This window comes from Aliiruegeria sabulilitoris (assembly GCF_001558155.1).
Classification (GTDB): Bacteria; Pseudomonadota; Alphaproteobacteria; order Rhodobacterales; family Rhodobacteraceae; genus Tropicimonas; species Tropicimonas sabulilitoris.
The window spans coordinates 1-17,174 of the sequence record NZ_LOAS01000027.1 but is presented as its reverse complement, the minus strand read 5'-3'; the positions used below and the strand labels follow the sequence as shown (position 1 = coordinate 17,174).

Annotated in this window: 17 protein-coding genes; 13 read left to right on the top strand and 4 right to left on the bottom strand. The window is 61.8% G+C overall.

Annotated elements, in window-relative coordinates; all coding sequences use genetic code 11:
• Positions 1-157: 157 nt before the first annotated feature.
• From ccoN to ccoS, 8 genes are all read left to right on the top strand, one after another.
• Positions 158-1,765 (top strand): cytochrome-c oxidase, cbb3-type subunit I, encoded by a 1,608-nt coding sequence (ccoN, locus tag AX756_RS19890; RefSeq protein ID WP_068316038.1) that lies wholly within the window; start codon positions 158-160, stop codon positions 1,763-1,765.
• Between the two features lie 14 nt (positions 1,766-1,779).
• Positions 1,780-2,505, top strand: coding sequence for a cytochrome-c oxidase, cbb3-type subunit II (gene ccoO / locus AX756_RS19885; RefSeq protein ID WP_068316034.1), 726 nt, complete (start codon positions 1,780-1,782; stop codon positions 2,503-2,505).
• 12 nt (positions 2,506-2,517) lie between these two features.
• A complete protein-coding gene (locus tag AX756_RS19880; RefSeq protein ID WP_068316031.1) occupies positions 2,518-2,721 on the top strand; it encodes a CcoQ/FixQ family Cbb3-type cytochrome c oxidase assembly chaperone in 204 nt (67 codons plus the stop codon).
• Positions 2,718-3,620: a cytochrome-c oxidase, cbb3-type subunit III gene (gene ccoP / locus AX756_RS19875; protein WP_068316027.1), complete on the top strand. Its 903-nt coding sequence runs from the start codon at positions 2,718-2,720 to the stop codon at positions 3,618-3,620. The genes AX756_RS19880 and ccoP overlap by 4 nt, the downstream gene beginning before the upstream one ends.
• A 630-nt stretch (positions 3,621-4,250) precedes the next feature.
• Positions 4,251-5,690: a cytochrome c oxidase accessory protein CcoG gene (gene ccoG, locus AX756_RS19870; protein WP_068316024.1), complete on the top strand. Its 1,440-nt coding sequence runs from the start codon at positions 4,251-4,253 to the stop codon at positions 5,688-5,690.
• A 1-nt stretch (position 5,691) separates the two neighbouring features.
• Positions 5,692-6,138, top strand: a complete 447-nt coding sequence (locus AX756_RS19865) for a FixH family protein (RefSeq protein WP_068316021.1) — start codon at positions 5,692-5,694, stop codon at positions 6,136-6,138.
• Between the two features lie 6 nt (positions 6,139-6,144).
• On the top strand, positions 6,145-8,352 hold the full coding sequence (locus AX756_RS19860) for a heavy metal translocating P-type ATPase (RefSeq protein ID WP_082739207.1): 2,208 nt from the start codon (positions 6,145-6,147) through the stop codon (positions 8,350-8,352).
• 6 nt (positions 8,353-8,358) lie between these two features.
• Complete coding sequence (ccoS, locus tag AX756_RS19855; protein ID WP_068316018.1) at positions 8,359-8,517, top strand: cbb3-type cytochrome oxidase assembly protein CcoS; 159 nt, start codon at positions 8,359-8,361, stop codon at positions 8,515-8,517.
• A gap of 200 nt (positions 8,518-8,717) precedes the next feature.
• Here the strand turns inward: ccoS and AX756_RS19850 are convergent, their stop codons facing one another.
• Together AX756_RS19850 and AX756_RS19845 are read right to left on the bottom strand one after the other, a co-directional pair.
• Positions 8,718-10,139, bottom strand: a complete 1,422-nt coding sequence (locus AX756_RS19850; RefSeq protein ID WP_082739206.1) for a D-alanyl-D-alanine carboxypeptidase family protein — start codon at positions 10,137-10,139, stop codon at positions 8,718-8,720.
• 183 nt (positions 10,140-10,322) lie between these two features.
• Positions 10,323-11,021: an HAD family hydrolase gene (locus tag AX756_RS19845; protein WP_068316016.1), complete on the bottom strand. Its 699-nt coding sequence runs from the start codon at positions 11,019-11,021 to the stop codon at positions 10,323-10,325.
• A gap of 129 nt (positions 11,022-11,150) precedes the next feature.
• Here AX756_RS19845 and clpS point away from each other — a divergent pair, with 129 nt between their 5' ends.
• Positions 11,151-11,477: an ATP-dependent Clp protease adapter ClpS gene (clpS, locus tag AX756_RS19840; RefSeq protein ID WP_068316013.1), complete on the top strand. Its 327-nt coding sequence runs from the start codon at positions 11,151-11,153 to the stop codon at positions 11,475-11,477.
• A gap of 98 nt (positions 11,478-11,575) precedes the next feature.
• Here the strand turns inward: clpS and AX756_RS19835 are convergent, their stop codons facing one another.
• Together AX756_RS19835 and AX756_RS26125 are read right to left on the bottom strand one after the other, a co-directional pair.
• On the bottom strand, positions 11,576-12,508 hold the full coding sequence (locus tag AX756_RS19835; RefSeq protein ID WP_269432967.1) for an endonuclease/exonuclease/phosphatase family protein: 933 nt from the start codon (positions 12,506-12,508) through the stop codon (positions 11,576-11,578).
• A 19-nt stretch (positions 12,509-12,527) separates the two neighbouring features.
• On the bottom strand, positions 12,528-12,680 hold the full coding sequence (locus AX756_RS26125) for a hypothetical protein (protein ID WP_170307768.1): 153 nt from the start codon (positions 12,678-12,680) through the stop codon (positions 12,528-12,530).
• Positions 12,681-12,896: 216 nt separating this feature from the next.
• On the opposite strand from AX756_RS26125, the gene AX756_RS19825 reads away from it, so the two are divergent.
• From AX756_RS19825 to fusA, 4 genes are all read left to right on the top strand, one after another.
• On the top strand, positions 12,897-13,778 hold the full coding sequence (locus AX756_RS19825) for a DMT family transporter (protein WP_269432965.1): 882 nt from the start codon (positions 12,897-12,899) through the stop codon (positions 13,776-13,778).
• A gap of 281 nt (positions 13,779-14,059) precedes the next feature.
• Positions 14,060-14,431: a 30S ribosomal protein S12 gene (gene rpsL / locus AX756_RS19820; RefSeq protein ID WP_008182915.1), complete on the top strand. Its 372-nt coding sequence runs from the start codon at positions 14,060-14,062 to the stop codon at positions 14,429-14,431.
• A 12-nt stretch (positions 14,432-14,443) separates the two neighbouring features.
• Entirely contained in the window at positions 14,444-14,914 is a 471-nt protein-coding gene (rpsG, locus tag AX756_RS19815; RefSeq protein ID WP_068316003.1) for a 30S ribosomal protein S7, read from the top strand.
• Between the two features lie 27 nt (positions 14,915-14,941).
• On the top strand, positions 14,942-17,059 hold the full coding sequence (gene fusA / locus AX756_RS19810) for an elongation factor G (protein ID WP_068316000.1): 2,118 nt from the start codon (positions 14,942-14,944) through the stop codon (positions 17,057-17,059).
• The last annotated feature ends 115 nt before the right edge of the window (positions 17,060-17,174 follow it).

The window sequence follows — 17,174 nt, the reverse complement described above, 5'->3', positions numbered from 1 at the left end:
GTGTGGAGTTGCGGCACCTTGACCTGTCTCAATGCTGGACTGCGACGACATTGACCTAGATCAAAGCGGGTAAGGCTTCGTACCATCAGAAGCGGATAAGGAACACGAAGGGGGAAGTGTATCTGCGCTTCCCCGAATTATAACTAAGGGACACACCATGTGGGATTACGCCAAGATCGCGGCGTTGGGATTGTTGACGCTGTGCGCAGCGATCGCAGCCAACTACGCGCGCGACGCAGCCTATCTCGTCCATGCGATCATTATCATGCTCGCAGCGGGCGCGGCTTTCGTCTGGTCGATTCGCCAGATCGACGAGGAAAAACCAGCGCCGGAAGTGGCAACAGGATATCTTGATGGCGTGGTGCGCTACGGCGTTATCGCGACCACTTTATGGGGCGTTGTCGGTTTTCTGGCCGGTACTTTTATCGCTTTCCAGCTCGCTTGGCCGGTTCTGAACTTCGAATGGGCTCAGCCTTACGCAAATTTCGGCCGGCTGCGCCCGCTGCACACCTCGGCGGTGATTTTCGCCTTCGGTGGCAACGCGCTGATCGCAACCTCCTTCTATGTCGTGCAGCGGACCTCCGCGGCGCGGCTTTGGGGCGGTAACCTCGCCTGGTTCGTGTTCTGGGGCTACAACCTCTTCATCGTGCTGGCCGCGACCGGCTACCTGCTCGGCGCCACCCAGTCCAAGGAATATGCCGAACCCGAGTGGTATGTTGACCTCTGGCTGACCGTCGTCTGGGTCGCCTACCTGATGGTGTTCCTCGGCACGATCCTGAAGCGCCAGGAAAAGCACATCTACGTGGCCAACTGGTTCTTCCTGAGCTTCATCGTGACCGTCGCGATGCTGCACATCGTCAACAACCTCAGCCTGCCGGTGTCGGTCTTCGGCGCCAAATCGGTGCAGGTCTTCTCCGGCGTGCAGGATGCCATGACGCAGTGGTGGTACGGCCACAACGCGGTGGGCTTCTTCCTGACAGCGGGCTTCCTCGGCATGATGTATTACTTCGTGCCGAAGCAGGCCGAACGTCCGGTCTTCTCCTACAAGTTGTCGATCATCCACTTCTGGGCGCTGATCTTCCTGTATATCTGGGCCGGTCCGCACCACCTGCACTACACCGCGCTGCCGGATTGGGCCTCGACCCTCGGCATGGTGTTCTCGATCATGCTGTGGATGCCCTCCTGGGGTGGCATGATCAACGGCCTGATGACGCTCTCGGGCGCCTGGGACAAGCTGCGCACGGACCCGATCATCCGCATGATGGTCGTCTCGGTCGGCTTCTACGGCATGTCCACCTTCGAAGGCCCGATGATGTCCATCAAGGCGGTGAACTCGCTGAGCCACTACACCGACTGGACCATCGGTCACGTGCACTCCGGTGCGCTCGGCTGGAACGGCATGATCACCTTCGGTGCTCTCTACTTCCTCGTGCCGAAGCTCTGGAAGCGTGAGCGTCTCTACTCCATGGCCGCCGTCAACTGGCACTTCTGGCTCGCCACAATCGGCATCGTGCTCTACGCGGCGTCCATGTGGGTGACCGGCATCATGGAAGGCCTGATGTGGCGTGAAGTCGACGCCAATGGCTTCCTGGTCAACTCTTTCGCCGATACCGTCGCCGCGAAGTTCCCGATGTATGTTGTTCGGGGTCTGGGCGGGGTCATGTATCTCACCGGTGCCATCATCATGGCCGTCAACCTCTACCTCACCGCGACCCGCGGTGAGCCGAAAGCCGAAACCGCAGCAGTCGCTGCGCCGGCTGAATAAGGGAGGGAGACACAATGGCCCTTATCGACAAGCACAAGATCATCGAAACCAATGCGACGATCCTTTTCGCGCTGAGCTTCTTCGTGGTCACCATCGGCGGTATCGTCGAGATCGCACCGCTCTTCTACCTTGAGAACACGATCGAGGATGTGGAGGGCGTGCGCCCCTACTCCCCGCTCGAGCTCAAGGGGCGGGACATCTATATCCGTGAAGGCTGCTATGTCTGTCACAGCCAGATGATCCGCCCGATGCGTGACGAGGTGGAGCGCTACGGCCACTATTCGCTGGCGGCCGAATCGCAATACGATCACCCGTTCCAGTGGGGTTCCAAGCGGACAGGTCCCGACCTTGCCCGCGTGGGCGGCCGTTATTCGGACGACTGGCATGTGGATCACCTGATCAATCCGCAATCGGTCGTTCCAGAATCGGTTATGCCGAAATACGGCTTCCTGTTGGACAAGATGGTGACCGACAAGCACATGGATGAGCTGATGGCGACCCATCGGACCGTCGGCGTGCCCTACACGGACGAGATGATCGCGAATGCATCGGCGGACTTCAACGTCCAGATCGATCCGGATGGCGACTACGAGGAAATGCTCGAACGCTACCCGGGCGCGCAAGTGCGCAACTTCGACGGACAGCCTGGTATTTCGGAGATGGACGCCCTTGTGGCCTATCTGCAGATGCTCGGCACGCTCGTCGACTTCTCGACCTTCACACCTGTCGCAAGCCGTTAAGGAGACCCGGGAATGGACACATACGGCCTCATGCGTCACTTCGCAGACAGCTGGATGCTGCTGTTCCTAACGCTCTTTTTCCTTGGAGTGATCTTCTGGGTGTTCCGCCCCGGGTCCTCCAAGGAGCAACGCGACAGCGCCAACATTATTTTCCGCCATGAGGACTCGCCGGCCGAGGATTCATCGGAATTGAACCCGAAGGAGGTTCGGGAATGAGTAAAAAACCGACAAGCAAGAAAGAGGACCAGGTGGGAACCACCGGTCACAGCTGGGACGGGATCGAGGAACTGAACAATCCCATGCCCCGCTGGTGGCTGTGGACATTCTATGCCTGTGTCGTCTGGGCGCTGGCCTACACGGTCGCATATCCTGCGTGGCCGCTGATCAATGGTGCCACCGCCGGTCTGCTCGGAAAATCGACGCGCGCCGATGTGGCCGCCGAGATTGTCCGTTTCGAAGAGGCCAATGCCGGCATCAAGCAACGTCTGGTCGAAGCGGAGTTGACCGAGATTTCGGCCGATCCGGAGCTGAACAGCTATGCCCAGAACGCCGGCGCCGCCGTGTTCCGGACCTGGTGTGCGCAGTGCCACGGCGCGGGTGCGCAGGGTGCGGAGTCCAAGTACCCGAGCCTGCTGGACGACAGCTGGCTCTGGGGCGGCACGATCGAGGATATCCACACCACGATCAGCGTCGGCATCCGCAACGAGGAGACCGACGAGGATTTCGTGCGTCAGGGCGAGATGACGGCTTTCGGCCGTGACGAGCTGCTGAGCGAAGAGGAAATCCGCCAGGCGGTGGCCTTTGTCCAGAAACTCTCGGGGCAGGAGCATGATGCAGCGCTTGCCGAAGCCGGTGCGGTTGTCTTCGAGGACAACTGCTCTTCCTGCCACATGGAAGACGGTACGGGCGAGCAGACGTTGGGTGCACCAAACCTGACGGATGCCATCTGGCTCTATGGGGGTGACGCCGAGTCGCTCTACGAGACGCTTTGGAATGGTCGTGCTGGCAACATGCCGGCTCGCGGTGGTGCTCCGGAAGGCGTTGTGGACGAAGCCATGGTGCGCGCCGTTGCGACCTATGTGCATAGCCTCGGTGGCGGTGTGGCCTCGGAATAACTCCCGGCCAACACGTCAAAAGATCATGCCCCGTCATCGCTTGTCGATGGCGGGGCATTTTCTGTCCAGCCATGTCCGTTCCGGCAGGAATCGCCAGGGATGTGCCTGAAGTCAATAAGTGTACTTGAGGGGCCGCGTTCCTGAGGAATGGGTCGGAGACCGACAGTTTCGGCGAGTCGAGGCAGGTCGTCTTGTCGACAAGTCATGGCCGCTATGCATCACAAAAGGAATATCCTTGGTTCGCATTTGATCTGGATCAAAGTGGCGACCGGTCAAGACACCTAAACAGGATCCAACGGCAACGACAAAGCGTCCGGAGCTTCGCTCCTCTGCCAAGTCACGCCAGACCTTACATAGCGTTTCCAGAGGGTGTCCTCCCCTGGAAGATACGCCCCGGCTCTCCGTCCTGTTCGCGCGTTTCCTAGGAGAGCTGGGGCGCCTTTATATTCAGCCCCCAGATCATCACATTTGCGTTGCGCGACACGCGGGCGCAGGGTTGGAACCGTTCCATTTTGGTATGTCTGCCCGAACCCGTCCGAAATGCAGTCTTTTGATGCATGTCAAAGACGCTTTTTTTATCAAGCCCATAGAACGGGCGGAACCTGAACCTTCAGCCACCGGAGATTATCCGTGAGCGATACTGGCAGCCAGCCCGAACAGCTTTACGTCGCCCGAGAGCCCGTCTTCCCCCGAAAAGTGTCCGGTGCGTTCCGGAATTTGAAGTGGGGGATCATGATCGTGACTCTGGGCATCTACTACCTGACGCCCTGGATTCGCTGGGATCGTGGTCCGAACCTCCCCGACCAGGCGGTGCTCGTGGACATGGCCAATCGCCGCTTCTTCTTCTTCTGGATCGAGATCTGGCCGCATGAGTTCTATTTCGTCGCCGGCCTGCTGATCATGGCCGGGCTCGGGTTGTTCCTGTTCACCTCCGCGCTCGGGCGCGTCTGGTGCGGCTATACCTGTCCGCAGACCGTCTGGACCGATCTTTTCATCCTTGTCGAGCGCTGGATCGAGGGCGACCGGAACGCGCGTCTGCGCCTGCACCGTCAGAAGACGATGGACGCCCGAAAGATGCGTCTGCGGGTCACCAAATACATCGCCTGGACGCTCATCGCGGTCGCCACCGGTGGCGCCTGGGTGTTCTACTTCACCGATGCGCCGACACTGTTCGTGGATCTCTTTACCTTCAGTGCACATCCTGCAGCCTATACCTCGGTCGCCGTGCTGACCTTTACCACACTGGTTTTTGGCGGTTTCATGCGCGAGCAGGTCTGTATCTACATGTGCCCATGGCCGCGTATCCAGGCCGCGATGATGGACCCGGACACGCTGACCGTCGGCTATCGCGACTGGCGTGGCGAGCCGCGTGGCAAGCACCGCAAGAAGGCTGGCGCAGAGGAGTTGGGCGATTGCATCGACTGCATGGCCTGCGTGAATGTCTGCCCCACCGGCATCGACATCCGCGACGGCCAGCAGCTGGAATGCATCACCTGTGCGCTTTGCATCGATGCCTGCGACGACATCATGGACAAGATCGGAAAGCCGCGTGGCCTGATCGGCTACATGGCGCTGTCCGATGAGGTCCGGGAACGCGCCGGAGAGCCACCGAAATCGGTCTGGAGACACGTCTTCCGGATTCGCACCATCCTTTACACGAGCTTGTGGACCGCCGTCGGCGTCGGCCTCGTGGTGATGCTCTTCATTCGTCCCGATATCTCGGCGACCGTGCACCCGGTCCGTCAGCCGGTCTTCGTGACGATGTCGGATGGCACGATTCGCAACACCTATGATTTCGGACTGCGCAACAAGCATGGCGAGGATCGCCGCTTCCGTGTTTCGCTCTTCTCGGAGGAGCCGGACCTGCGGATTGCCGTCGAGGGCACGCCCTATGAAAGCTTCATGGTGCCTGCCGACACGACCGGAAAGCAGCGCATCTACGTGCTGGCGCCAAAAGGCTCGACCGCTGCCACTGCCGACCGGACCGACATCCGTTTCTGGATCGAGGACTTGTCGAATGGCGAGCGGGTTTATAAGGATTCAACCTTCGTGGGAACCGGAGCACGCTGACATGGTACTGACTGGCCGCAAGGTATTCATCATCACCGCAAGCGCTTTCAGCGTCATCATTGGGGTCAACCTGACCATGGCCTATCTGGCCGTGGGCACATTCCCCGGCCTGGAGGTGAAGAATTCCTACGTGGCCAGCCAGCACTTCGACGACGACCGCGCCGCGCAGGAGGCGCTTGGTTGGGATGTGGCGGCCAAGGTCGAGCAGGGGATGCTGAGCATCGCCTTCACCGGCCGGACGGGGTATCCGGTGGACGTGGCGAGCATCGACGCAACGGTTGGCCGGGCAACCCATGTCCGCGATGATGTCACGCCAGAGTTCGCTTATAAAGACGGGACCTTTACCGCGCCGGTAGACCTGGCCACTGGAAACTGGAATATTCGGATGGTCGCAACGGCGCCTGACGGAACGCCGTTCCGGCAGCGGATCGTTCTGCACGTCGATTGACGGACCATGTCTGACAGCACATTTCCCGAGGCGCCCACCGCCTCTGCCTGCCCTGCCTGCGATGCCGCGCCCATGGCGCGCCGTCTGGCGGCAAGCGGTGCGCTGGACGACAAGCCGGAGCGGGGGGGGCTCATGCTCTCGCTGCCGGGAATACACTGCGCGCTCTGCATCACGACGGTCGAAAAGGCACTGATGGCGCATCCGGGTGTGCGCTCCGCACGGGTGAACCTGACGCTCCGGCGGGCGACGGTGGAGGCCGAGTCGGAGGTGACCGCCGAGGCGCTGGTCAAGACGGTCAACGCTGTCGGCTACGAGGCCCACGAGATGGACCCTTCCGCGCTTTCGACCACTGCCACGGACCGGCAGGGGCGCGAGCTGCTGATGCGGTTGGCGGTTGGCGGCTTCGCGGCGATGAACGTGATGCTGCTCTCGGTTGCCGTATGGTCCGGTGCGGCGGATGCCACGCGCGACCTGTTCCACTGGATCTCGGCCGCCATTGCCATCCCGGCCATCGCCTTTTCCGGCCAGCCCTTCTTCCGCAATGCCTGGATGGCGCTTCGGCATGGCCGGCTCAACATGGATGTGCCGATCACGCTTGCCATCCTGCTGGCGCTCGGAACCTCGCTTTACGAGACGGCGCATTCGGGCGAACATGCCTATTTCGACGCCGCGATTTCTCTGACCTTCTTCCTGCTCGCGGGCCGGTATCTCGACCATCGCACCCGCGCCATTGCGCGCTCTGCCGCCGAGGAACTGGCCGCGCTCGAAGTGGCCCGCGCGGACCGTCTGACCACAGACGGAGAGCAGACGGTCGATGTGGCCGATCTCGTCGCGGGCGACCTGATCCGGGTGCGTCCCGGCGGGCGGATGCCGGTGGACGGCGTTATCACCGAGGGGACGAGCGAGTTGGACCGCTCGCTTCTGACCGGGGAAACCCTGCCTGTTTTTGCCGAACCGGGCCGGATTGTCAGTGCGGGAGAGGTCAACCTGACCGGGCCGCTGGTGGTCGAGGTCACCGCCGCGGGCAAGGATTCTTCTCTGCACCGCATGGCAGATCTTGTGGCAATGGCCGAGACCACCCGCAACCGCTATACCTCGCTCGCCGACAAGGCGGCGGGGCTCTATGCGCCGGGGGTGCACATCCTGTCGCTGGTGGCTGGGCTGGGTTGGTATTCCTATACCGGCGACGCGCGCCTGGCGATCAATATCGCGGCGGCTGTTCTGATCATCACCTGCCCTTGCGCGCTCGGGCTTGCAGTGCCGGCCGTGACCACGGCGGCCTCCGGGCGGCTCTTCCGCAAGGGGATGCTCATCAAGAGCGGAACCGCGCTGGAGCGACTGGCAGAGGTGGACACGGTGGTCTTCGACAAGACCGGCACGCTGACCCTGGGCGCCCCGGAACTCGACGCCTCCGAGAGCCACGAACGCGGGGAGCTTGCCTTGGCGGCCGGGCTTGCGCGGGCATCTTCGCACCCGCTGTCGCGGGCTCTCTGCGAGGCTGCAAAGGCCGCTGGCATCGAGGCGGCTGATGTGTCGGCGATCACCGAAGTGCCGGGCTACGGGACCGAAGGAACCTGGTCGGGACGCCGCGTCCGTCTGGGCCGCGCGGCCTGGGTTGGTGCGGAGCCGAGCCAAAAGACAGCGGCCTGGCTGGCTGTGGAGGGCAAAGCGCCGGTCTGTTTCACCTTCACCGACCGTTTGCGTCCGGGCGCGGAGGAGGCCGTGCGGGGCTTGAAGGAGATCGGGCTGCACGTGGCCCTGATTTCCGGCGATGCGGCACCGGCAGTGCACGCCTTTGCAGAGCGGATCGGAATCGAGGACGTCACCGCCGAAGCCCTGCCGGAGCAAAAGGCCGCGCGCATCTCCGAACTGGCCGCCCAAGGGCGCAAGGTGCTGATGGTGGGAGACGGGCTGAACGATACCGCAGCGCTTGCGGCCGCGCATGCCTCGCTCTCGCCGGCCTCCGCGCTCGATGCGGCCCGCGTGGCCTCCGATCTCGTACTGTTGGGGGAGGATATCTCGCCGGTCGCCTCGGCGGTGACCACCGCGCGCTCGGCCGTTCATCGGATCAAGGAGAACTTCACCATCGCGACGGTGTATAATTTCATCGCGGTGCCGATCGCCATCGCCGGCTGGGCCACACCGCTCGCGGCCGCGTTGGCGATGTCCGCCTCGTCGATCACGGTGTCGCTCAATTCGTTGAGGTTGAAATAACCCCGTATGGAAGTTCTGGTATTCCTGATCCCGATTTCGCTGTTTCTCGGTGGAATCGGTCTGGTGGCGTTTTTCTGGACAGTGAAAAGCGATCAATACGACGATCCGGAAGGCGACAGTCACCGGATTCTCTCATCGGAATACGACGATCACCCGAAGGAGTGACCGGTCGGCCATGAGCCGTTTGCTGATGTTGAACTGAAGCCTTGTCCTGCGTGCTCTTGCAAGCGCACCCGTCGGTCAACCGGGCTAGATGACGGAAATGCGCGCCGGTGGACGACCGATTTGCCCGCCAACCTGCGCAATGGGGAATAGTAGGCAGGACGAGCCCGCCTGATCAGTTGGCTTGCGCCCTCAATTCGCTGTCAGGATCCCGACGGCCCGAACGGCGTGCATTCAGCCCCGCGCGCTTCGAGCCTGCGGCAAGCAAGGGCGGCCTGCTCTTCGCTCATGCCGACGAAATTGGCATTATAACCCTTGTTGTTCTGGGAAACCTTGCGCAGCGCGCCGTCCAGGGTTGCCATCTCCTTGAGCGCTGTTTTGAGCAGAACACGCTCGGCCTTGTAGCGCGAGGGGTAGGCGCCGACATTGATCCCCCAGTGCTGTCCGCCGGAGGTCGATGCGCGGGTCACGACAATCGGATCGGACTGATGCGTCACCGCCGGTTTGAGGGCGGCAAAGTCGATTTTCGGTGGGCGCGCCTTGGGGGTCAACGAGTCTGCCGCCGTTGCTTCGGTTGCGGGGGCGGACGTGGATGTCGCCATCGCAATCGCCGCCTCGATGCCGGATTTCAGCCCGTTCTTGCCGGCAGCACTGGCCATGGCGACCGTACCCGGCCGGCTGAGCGGTCGGACGGATTGGGAAACGGCGCTGGCGACGCGAATCGTCTTGCTCGTGGTCGGGGCGGTGTCATTGCCAGCATATTGCGGCATGGCGGGCTTCCGAATCGAGGCCTGGCGCGGTGCGCGTTTGAAGCCCAGATCCATCAGCTCGGCCACCTTGGCGTTGCGTGCCGCCGAGGAGGTGCCGCCAAAAACGGTGGTGATGATACGTACATTGCCCCGCTCGGCGGAGGCCACCAGGTTCGAGCCCGCGGCGCGCGTGTAGCCGGTCTTGATACCGTCGGCGCCCTTGTAGGCGGCGAGGAACTTGCGGTTCGTGTTGTAGACGGTGCGGATCTTGGCATCCGTGGAGCGGCGGGAGAACAGATTGTAGTATTCAGGATAGTCGTAGAACAGGTGCCGGCCGAGGATGGTCATATCGTGCGCGGTCGACATGTGGCCATCCACCGTCAGGCCATGTGCGTTCTTGAAGGTCGTTCGGGTCATGCCGAGCGCCTTGGCAGTCCGGTTCATGCGCCGGGTGAAGCGCGCCTCGCTGCCCGAAATCGCCTCGCCAAGAGCCGTTGCGGCGTCATTGGCCGACTTCACGGCGGCGGCGCGGATCAGGTAACGCAGTTCGATCCGCTGACCGGCCTTGAGCCCGAGCTTGGATGGAACCTCGTTCGCGGCCTTCTTGGAGATAGTGACCTTGGTGTCGAGGCCAATCTCGCCATGCTCGACCGCTTCGAAGACAACGTAGAGCGTCATCATCTTGGTCAGCGAGGCCGGGTGCAGCCGCGTGTCGGCATTGCGTGAGTGCAGGACTTCCCCGGTTCGTGCATCCATGACCATCGCCGCATAGGGCGCGGCTCCGGCCCGCAGGCTGGCGCCCAGCAGGATCACGAAGAACAAAAGGAAGAACACGGATACGAATAGGGCATTACGCCCCCGGATGCTCGACGTCATCACGATGTTTGCCTCTGTCTGCCTCGAACCGCCCTGTTTTCAGGGTCGGAAATCTATTTTATTTCCCAGAAGACTAGCACGCGGGAGTGCTTTGGAAAAGTGTTCCTTTTCAAGATCTTTCGCGGTGATATTCACGCAACATCGCAACATGTCGGGGCGAAGGGAGGTCCAAACCACTAGATTTCAACCGATCCGGGTGACGAGCGCCTCCAAATGGCCGAGGTCTTCCAGCGTGTGGAAGCGGTCGCTTTCGGTCGGAGGCTCGGCGGCTTCCAGGGCCCAGGCAAGGTCGAAGGGGATATGCGCAGCCCAGGCACCGACTTCGATGGCGGGGCGAATGTCCGATTTCATGGAATTGCCGACCATCATGGCACGCTCGGGGCCGTCGCCATGTTCGGTGAAGATGCGTCGATAGGTTCCGGCTGTCTTTTCCGAGACGATCTCGACCCGGTCGAAAAAGCGGCGCAAGTCTGATTCGGCCAGCTTGCGTTCCTGGTCGAGCAGGTCCCCCTTAGTGATCAACAGTACCCTGTGATGCGACCGCGCCATTGCCTCGACCGCTGTCCGGGCATGGGGCAGAAGCTCGATCGGGTGGCGCAGCATTTCCTGCCCCATGTCGAGGATCTGCCGGATGGCCGCTGCGGGTATGCGCTCCTCGGTGATCTCTATGGCGGTCTCGATCATCGACAGCATGAAGCCTTTGATACCGTAGCCGTAATGGACGATATTGCGTTTCTCGGCTTCCAGCAGGCGTTCGTCGAGGTGATCGCGCGGCGCGTAGTCCGCCAGCAGCTCCGCGAATCGATCCTGAGTGAGGACGAAGAATCGTTCGTTGTGCCAGAGCGTGTCGTCTGCATCGAAGGCAATTGTCGTAAGTTTCATGCAGAGTGATCCCTTCGATTGTCGGCTTGGCCTTTTCAGACCCCACCTGCCGCCTATATAACTCCGAGCATCACTGACAATCCCAATTGCCGTGGAGCGCACCGCGCCTTGACCCGCATTTTTGAAACCATGATGTCCGACCGCGACGATGACAAACCCGACGGAGATGTCGGAGTTGCCACCAAGACGCGCGCCCGGACACAGCGGCCGCCGCTCTACAAGGTGCTCCTGCTCAATGACGACTACACGCCGATGGAATTCGTCGTGCATATCCTTGAGCGGTTCTTTGGCATGACCCATGCGCAGGCCTTCGAGCTGATGCTGGTCGTGCACAAGAAGGGGGTCGCCGTGGTGGGTGTGTTCAGCCACGAGATCGCCGAGACGAAAGTGGCGCAGGTGATGGATTTCGCGCGTCGCCATCAGCATCCGCTCCAATGCACGATGGAGAAGGAGTGAACGCCTGAGAGGCGTTGGCGCTTTTTCTCGGGCGCGACCGGGGGGCTGTCTGCCCCGGATCCCCGAAGGTATTTCCGGAAAGGTAAAGCCGGTCCCTCTCACGCTTCGATGAGATCAATCATCAGGGCGGCGTGGTCGCTTGCGTGTGGGCGGTGGCGGCCTACGCCGTGCAGCCTTGGGCCCGGATAGCGGCGGGCCATGCGCGACATGCCCTCGCGGACAAGGCGCGGCATGGCGGCGGGGAATTTCCGCGCCAATGCGGGGGAGGCCAGCATCGCATCGGGCCGGGAATAGGTGCCGCGGCTGGCCTCGTGATAGGACCACCGCTGACCGGCGGGGCGGCGCTCAAGCAGGTCTATGGAGAAGCCGTCGCGCAGGGGAGCGATGGCTTGTTGGGGCAGTGGCGCGCGGGCGTCGGGTTCGTTGAGATCGCCGAGGATCATCCAGAGGGATTCGCCGGGCCGCGCAAAGCGCCGTTCGATGAGGCGCCGAACGGCCTGTGCTTCGGTGCGGCGAAAGATATCCGCCGCGGCCCGGTCGGGGTAGGGAGCCTTGAAATGGCACAGGAACAGGGTCAGCTTGCCGATCTCCACAACGAGGCAGTCGCGGCAGAAGACGGGCCGCTCCGGCGGTTGGCCCTCGGCAGGTGCGAGGTCCAGATCCGCGGGGCGCACCCAGGCGTTGCTCTCGACGGCACCGGGCGGGACGCGGCTGAGCAGGGCGATGTTGCGCCCCATGCCGTCATTGCCGGGCAGGCAGACGCGGTGGTGATATGGGGCGAGCCCTGTATGGACGAGGTAGCTTTCGTGGAAATAGTCCAGCGTCGCTGCATCGTGGACCTCCTGCAGGGCAACCACGTCGGCATTCATGTCATGCAGGACCGCGGCTGTCAGTCTGCGGTCCGCCCGGTCGAAATCGGGCGCACCGCTGGTCTGGTCCCCCGGCATGTCACCGTCGCGCGCACCGTCCAGAAACGGTTGACCCGCCGCGTCTTGGCGCAGCCGAAGGTTCTGGACGTTGAACGTCGCTATACGCAGGGGCTGCTCCCGGTCAGGCCGCCTTGGCGCATTGTTGCACGGAGAGATCCAGTACCGGATCGTCGGGTGCACATTCTTCGCCGGTCAGCGGGTAGTGGTCGGTATCGGTGCAGGCAAAGCCGAGAAAGGCGAGGCCCAGAATGGCAAGAAGGGACTTCAGTTTCATCGTATTCTCCTTGAAGGAGCGGATATCCGGGCCCTGTTTGTCCTGCCCGGTTGTCCGCACACTAGCAAATTCGTTCAACGCGGTTCCATGACCCGTATCAAGCGCCTGCAAATTGTTCCGTTCCGTCATTTCCCGACGTCAAAACGCCGCGGAATTGGTTTGACAACGCGTCGGGGCTGCCGCATGGCCGATAGGCAACAGCCTGACGGGTGATCAGTGTCTCCAAATCTGCGCGGTGCGCTTCTCATGGCAGCCTGTATGGCCGCCTTCACGTTCAACGATGCTTTCATGAAGTCGGTTTCCGACGAGATGGGGCTGTACCAGGCGTTGTTTATCCGTGGGATCGCAAGCACCTTGCTGATGGTTGTGTTGGCGGCCGCGACCGGCTCCTTGCGGTTCGGCGTCTCGCGGCGCGACTGGGGAATCATCCTGTTGCGAACCGTGGCGGAGGTTGCCGCGGCGTTTTTCTTTCTGACGGCCCTGTTCAACATGCCGATCGCGAATGCCTCGGCGATCATGCAGGCGCTGCCCCTGACGGTCACGCTTGCCGGGGCGGTGTTCCTGGGAGAAGCCGTGGGATGGCGGCGGTTGTCCGCGATCCTGGTCGGGTTTGCCGGGGTCATGCTGATCGTCCGGCCGGGCGCGGAAGGCTTCACCATTTATTCTGTCTATGTCGTCTTGGCGGTCCTCAGCGTGACAGCCCGGGATCTGGCAGCGCGCGCGGTTTCGGTGGAAACCTCGTCAATGACGGTCGCCATCGCGGCTTCCTTGGGCGTCTGGGTCTTCGCGGGGGTGGGCTTGCTCGGGGAAGAGTGGCAACCGGTCAGCACCGGAGGTTTCCTGTCCCTGATGGGCGCCTCGGTCTTGATCATCGGAGGGTATTTCTTTTCCACGGCCGCAATGCGCGTGGGAGATATCGCCTTCATCGCACCGTTTCGCTACACGTCGCTTCTCTGGGCGCTGCTGCTCGGCCTGGTGCTGTTCGGGGAGTGGCCGGACGGGTTGACCTTGCTGGGGGGCGCCATCGTGATCGCAACCGGGATATTTACTTTCCACCGTGAGCGAAAGCTGGCATTGAAGGCCGGGGAGTGCGCGTAGCAGGGGCTGCCGAGTCAAGCTTCTGTTGACAAGGCTTGCGATTCTATCTAGAGCGCTCCCACTCGGTCGCGGGGACTCCGTTTGACCGGCCCTACAGAACTGAAGTGGACACGATCCGGGCCAACGCCCCGATCCTCTGAAATCCCACCCGCGTCGTTTCCGCGTACGAGGAAACGCCTGCGGTTTTTCGCGCTTTGCGGACGCGCAAGGTGCGAGCGACGAAAAACAACCCCTCGCGGTACGCGCGAGAAGAAAAAGAAAGCTAGACTGGGGAAACCGGAATGCCGACGATCCAACAGCTGATCCGCAAGCCGCGGCAGCCGAAAGTAAAACGATCCAAGTCGCAGCACCTTGAGAGCTGCCCGCAGAAGCGTGGGGTTTGTACCCGCGTCTACACCACCACCCCGAAGAAGCCGAACTCGGCCATGCGTAAGGTGGCGAAGGTTCGTCTGACCAACGGTTTCGAGGTGATCAGCTACATCCCCGGTGAGAGCCACAACCTGCAGGAGCACTCGGTCGTGCTTATCCGCGGCGGTCGTGTGAAAGACCTTCCCGGTGTGCGCTACCACATCCTGCGTGGTGTTCTGGATACCCAGGGCGTCAAGGATCGGAAGCAGCGTCGCTCGAAGTACGGCGCCAAGCGTCCTAAGTAAGGAGAGACAGACATGTCCCGTCGTCACGCCGCTGAGAAGCGCGAAGTCCTGCCTGACGCCAAGTATGGCGATAAGGTTCTGACCAAATTCATGAACAACCTGATGATCGACGGCAAGAAGTCCGCTGCCGAACGCATCGTGTACAGTGCCTTGGACCGGGTGGAGAGCAAGCTGAAGCGCTCCCCGATCGAGGTGTTCACCGAGGCGCTCGACAACGTCAAGCCGTCGGTGGAAGTTCGTTCCCGCCGGGTTGGCGGTGCGACCTATCAGGTTCCCGTCGAGGTTCGCATCGAGCGTCGCGAAGCGCTGGCCATCCGCTGGATGATCAATGCTGCCCGTGCGCGCAATGAGAACACGATGGAAGAGCGGCTGGCCGGCGAACTCGTCGACGCCGTGAACTCCCGCGGTAGCGCCGTCAAGAAGCGCGAAGACACCCACAAGATGGCCGACGCCAACAAAGCGTTCAGCCATTATCGATGGTAACACCACTTTACGTCTAAGGACCCTTCCATGGCCCGCGATTATCCTCTGGACCGATACCGTAACTTCGGCATCATGGCGCATATCGATGCCGGCAAGACCACTTGCTCGGAGCGTATCCTCTACTACACCGGCAAGTCCCACAACATCGGCGAAGTGCACGATGGCGCTGCAACCATGGACTGGATGGAGCAGGAGCAGGAGCGTGGTATCACCATCACCTCCGCTGCGACGACCACGTTCTGGGAGCGCACCGAAGACGGCAAGACCCCCGACACGCCGAAGCACCGCCTGAACATCATCGACACCCCCGGCCACGTTGACTTCACCATCGAAGTCGAGCGTTCGCTGGCCGTGCTCGACGGTGCGGTGTGTGTTCTGGACGCCAATGCCGGCGTCGAGCCGCAGACCGAAACCGTCTGGCGCCAGGCCGACCGCTACCACGTTCCGCGGATCGTCTTCGTCAACAAGATGGACAAGATCGGCGCCGATTTCTTCAACTGCGTTGCGATGATCGAGGCCCGTACGGGTTCTCGTGCCGTTCCCGTGTGCCTGCCGATCGGCGCCGAGACCGAGCTCGAGGGTCAGATCGACCTGATCACCATGAAAGAATGGCTCTGGAAGGGCGACGACCTTGGTGCTTCCTGGGAAAAGGTCGAGATCCGCGATGAGCTCAAGGAGCTCGCCGAGGAATGGCGTGGCAAGTTGATCGAAGCCGCCGTCGAAATGGACGACGACGCGATGGAAGCCTATCTCGAAGGCGAAGAGCCGGATCAAGAAACGCTTCGCAAGCTGGTCCGCAAGGGCACGCTGGCGCTGGAATTCGTTCCGGTACTGGGCGGTTCCGCGTTCAAGAACAAGGGTGTGCAGCCGCTTCTGAACGCCGTGATCGACTTCCTGCCCTCGCCGCTGGATGTTGTCGACTACATGGGCTTCAAGCCTGGCGACGAGAACGAAGAGCGTAACATTCCCCGCCGCGCGGACGACAACATGGCCTTCGCTGGTCTGGCCTTCAAGATCATGAACGACCCCTTCGTGGGCTCGCTCACCTTCACCCGCATCTACTCCGGTAAGATGAACAAGGGCGACTCGATCCTGAACTCCACCAAAGGCAAGCGCGAGCGCATCGGTCGTATGATGATGATGCACTCGAACAACCGTGAAGAGATCGACGAAGCGTTTGCGGGCGACATCATCGCGCTCGCCGGCCTCAAGGACACCACCACCGGTGACACGCTCTGCGCCGTCAACGACCCGGTCGTCCTCGAGACCATGACCTTCCCCGATCCGGTTATCGAGATCGCTGTCGAGCCCAAGACGAAGGCCGACCAGGAGAAGATGTCCCAGGGCCTGCAGCGTCTGGCTGCCGAGGACCCGTCCTTCCGCGTCGAGACTGACATCGAGTCCGGTCAGACCATCATGAAGGGCATGGGCGAACTTCACCTGGACATCCTCGTCGATCGTCTGAAGCGGGAATTCAAGGTCGAAGCCAATATCGGTGCGCCGCAGGTGGCCTATCGCGAGACCATCTCCAAAGAGGTCGAGCATTCCTACACCCACAAGAAGCAGTCGGGTGGTTCGGGCCAGTTCGCCGAAGTCAAGATGGTCATCACCCCAACCGAGCCCGGCGAAGGTTACTCCTTCGAGAGCAAGATCGTGGGCGGTGCGGTGCCGAAGGAATACATTCCCGGCGTCGAAAAGGGCATCAAGTCGGTCATGGACTCCGGTCCGCTCGCCGGCTTCCCGGTCATCGACTTCAAGGTGGCGCTCATCGACGGCAAGTTCCACGACGTCGACTCCTCGGTTCTGGCGTTTGAAATCGCTGGCCGCATGTGTATGCGCGAGGGCATGAAGAAGGCCGGCGCCAAGCTGCTCGAGCCGATCATGAAGGTCGAAGTGATCACACCGGAAGAATACACCGGTGGCATCATTGGCGATCTGACCTCTCGTCGGGGTCAGGTGACCGGTCAGGAAGCGCGCGGCAATGCCGTTGCGATCAATGCCTTCGTGCCGCTGGCGAACATGTTCGGCTACATCAACACCCTGCGTTCGATGTCTTCCGGCCGCGCCCAGTTCACGATGCAGTTCGATCACTACGATCCGGTGCCGTCGAACATCTCGGAAGAGATCCAGGCCAAGTACGCTTAAGAGAAAAAACGAATTCGGGTGCCCTCTGCCGGGCACCCGCAACGAGACAAGGAGGCCATCATGGCTAAGGAAAAGTTTGACCGCAGCAAACCGCACGTGAACATCGGCACGATTG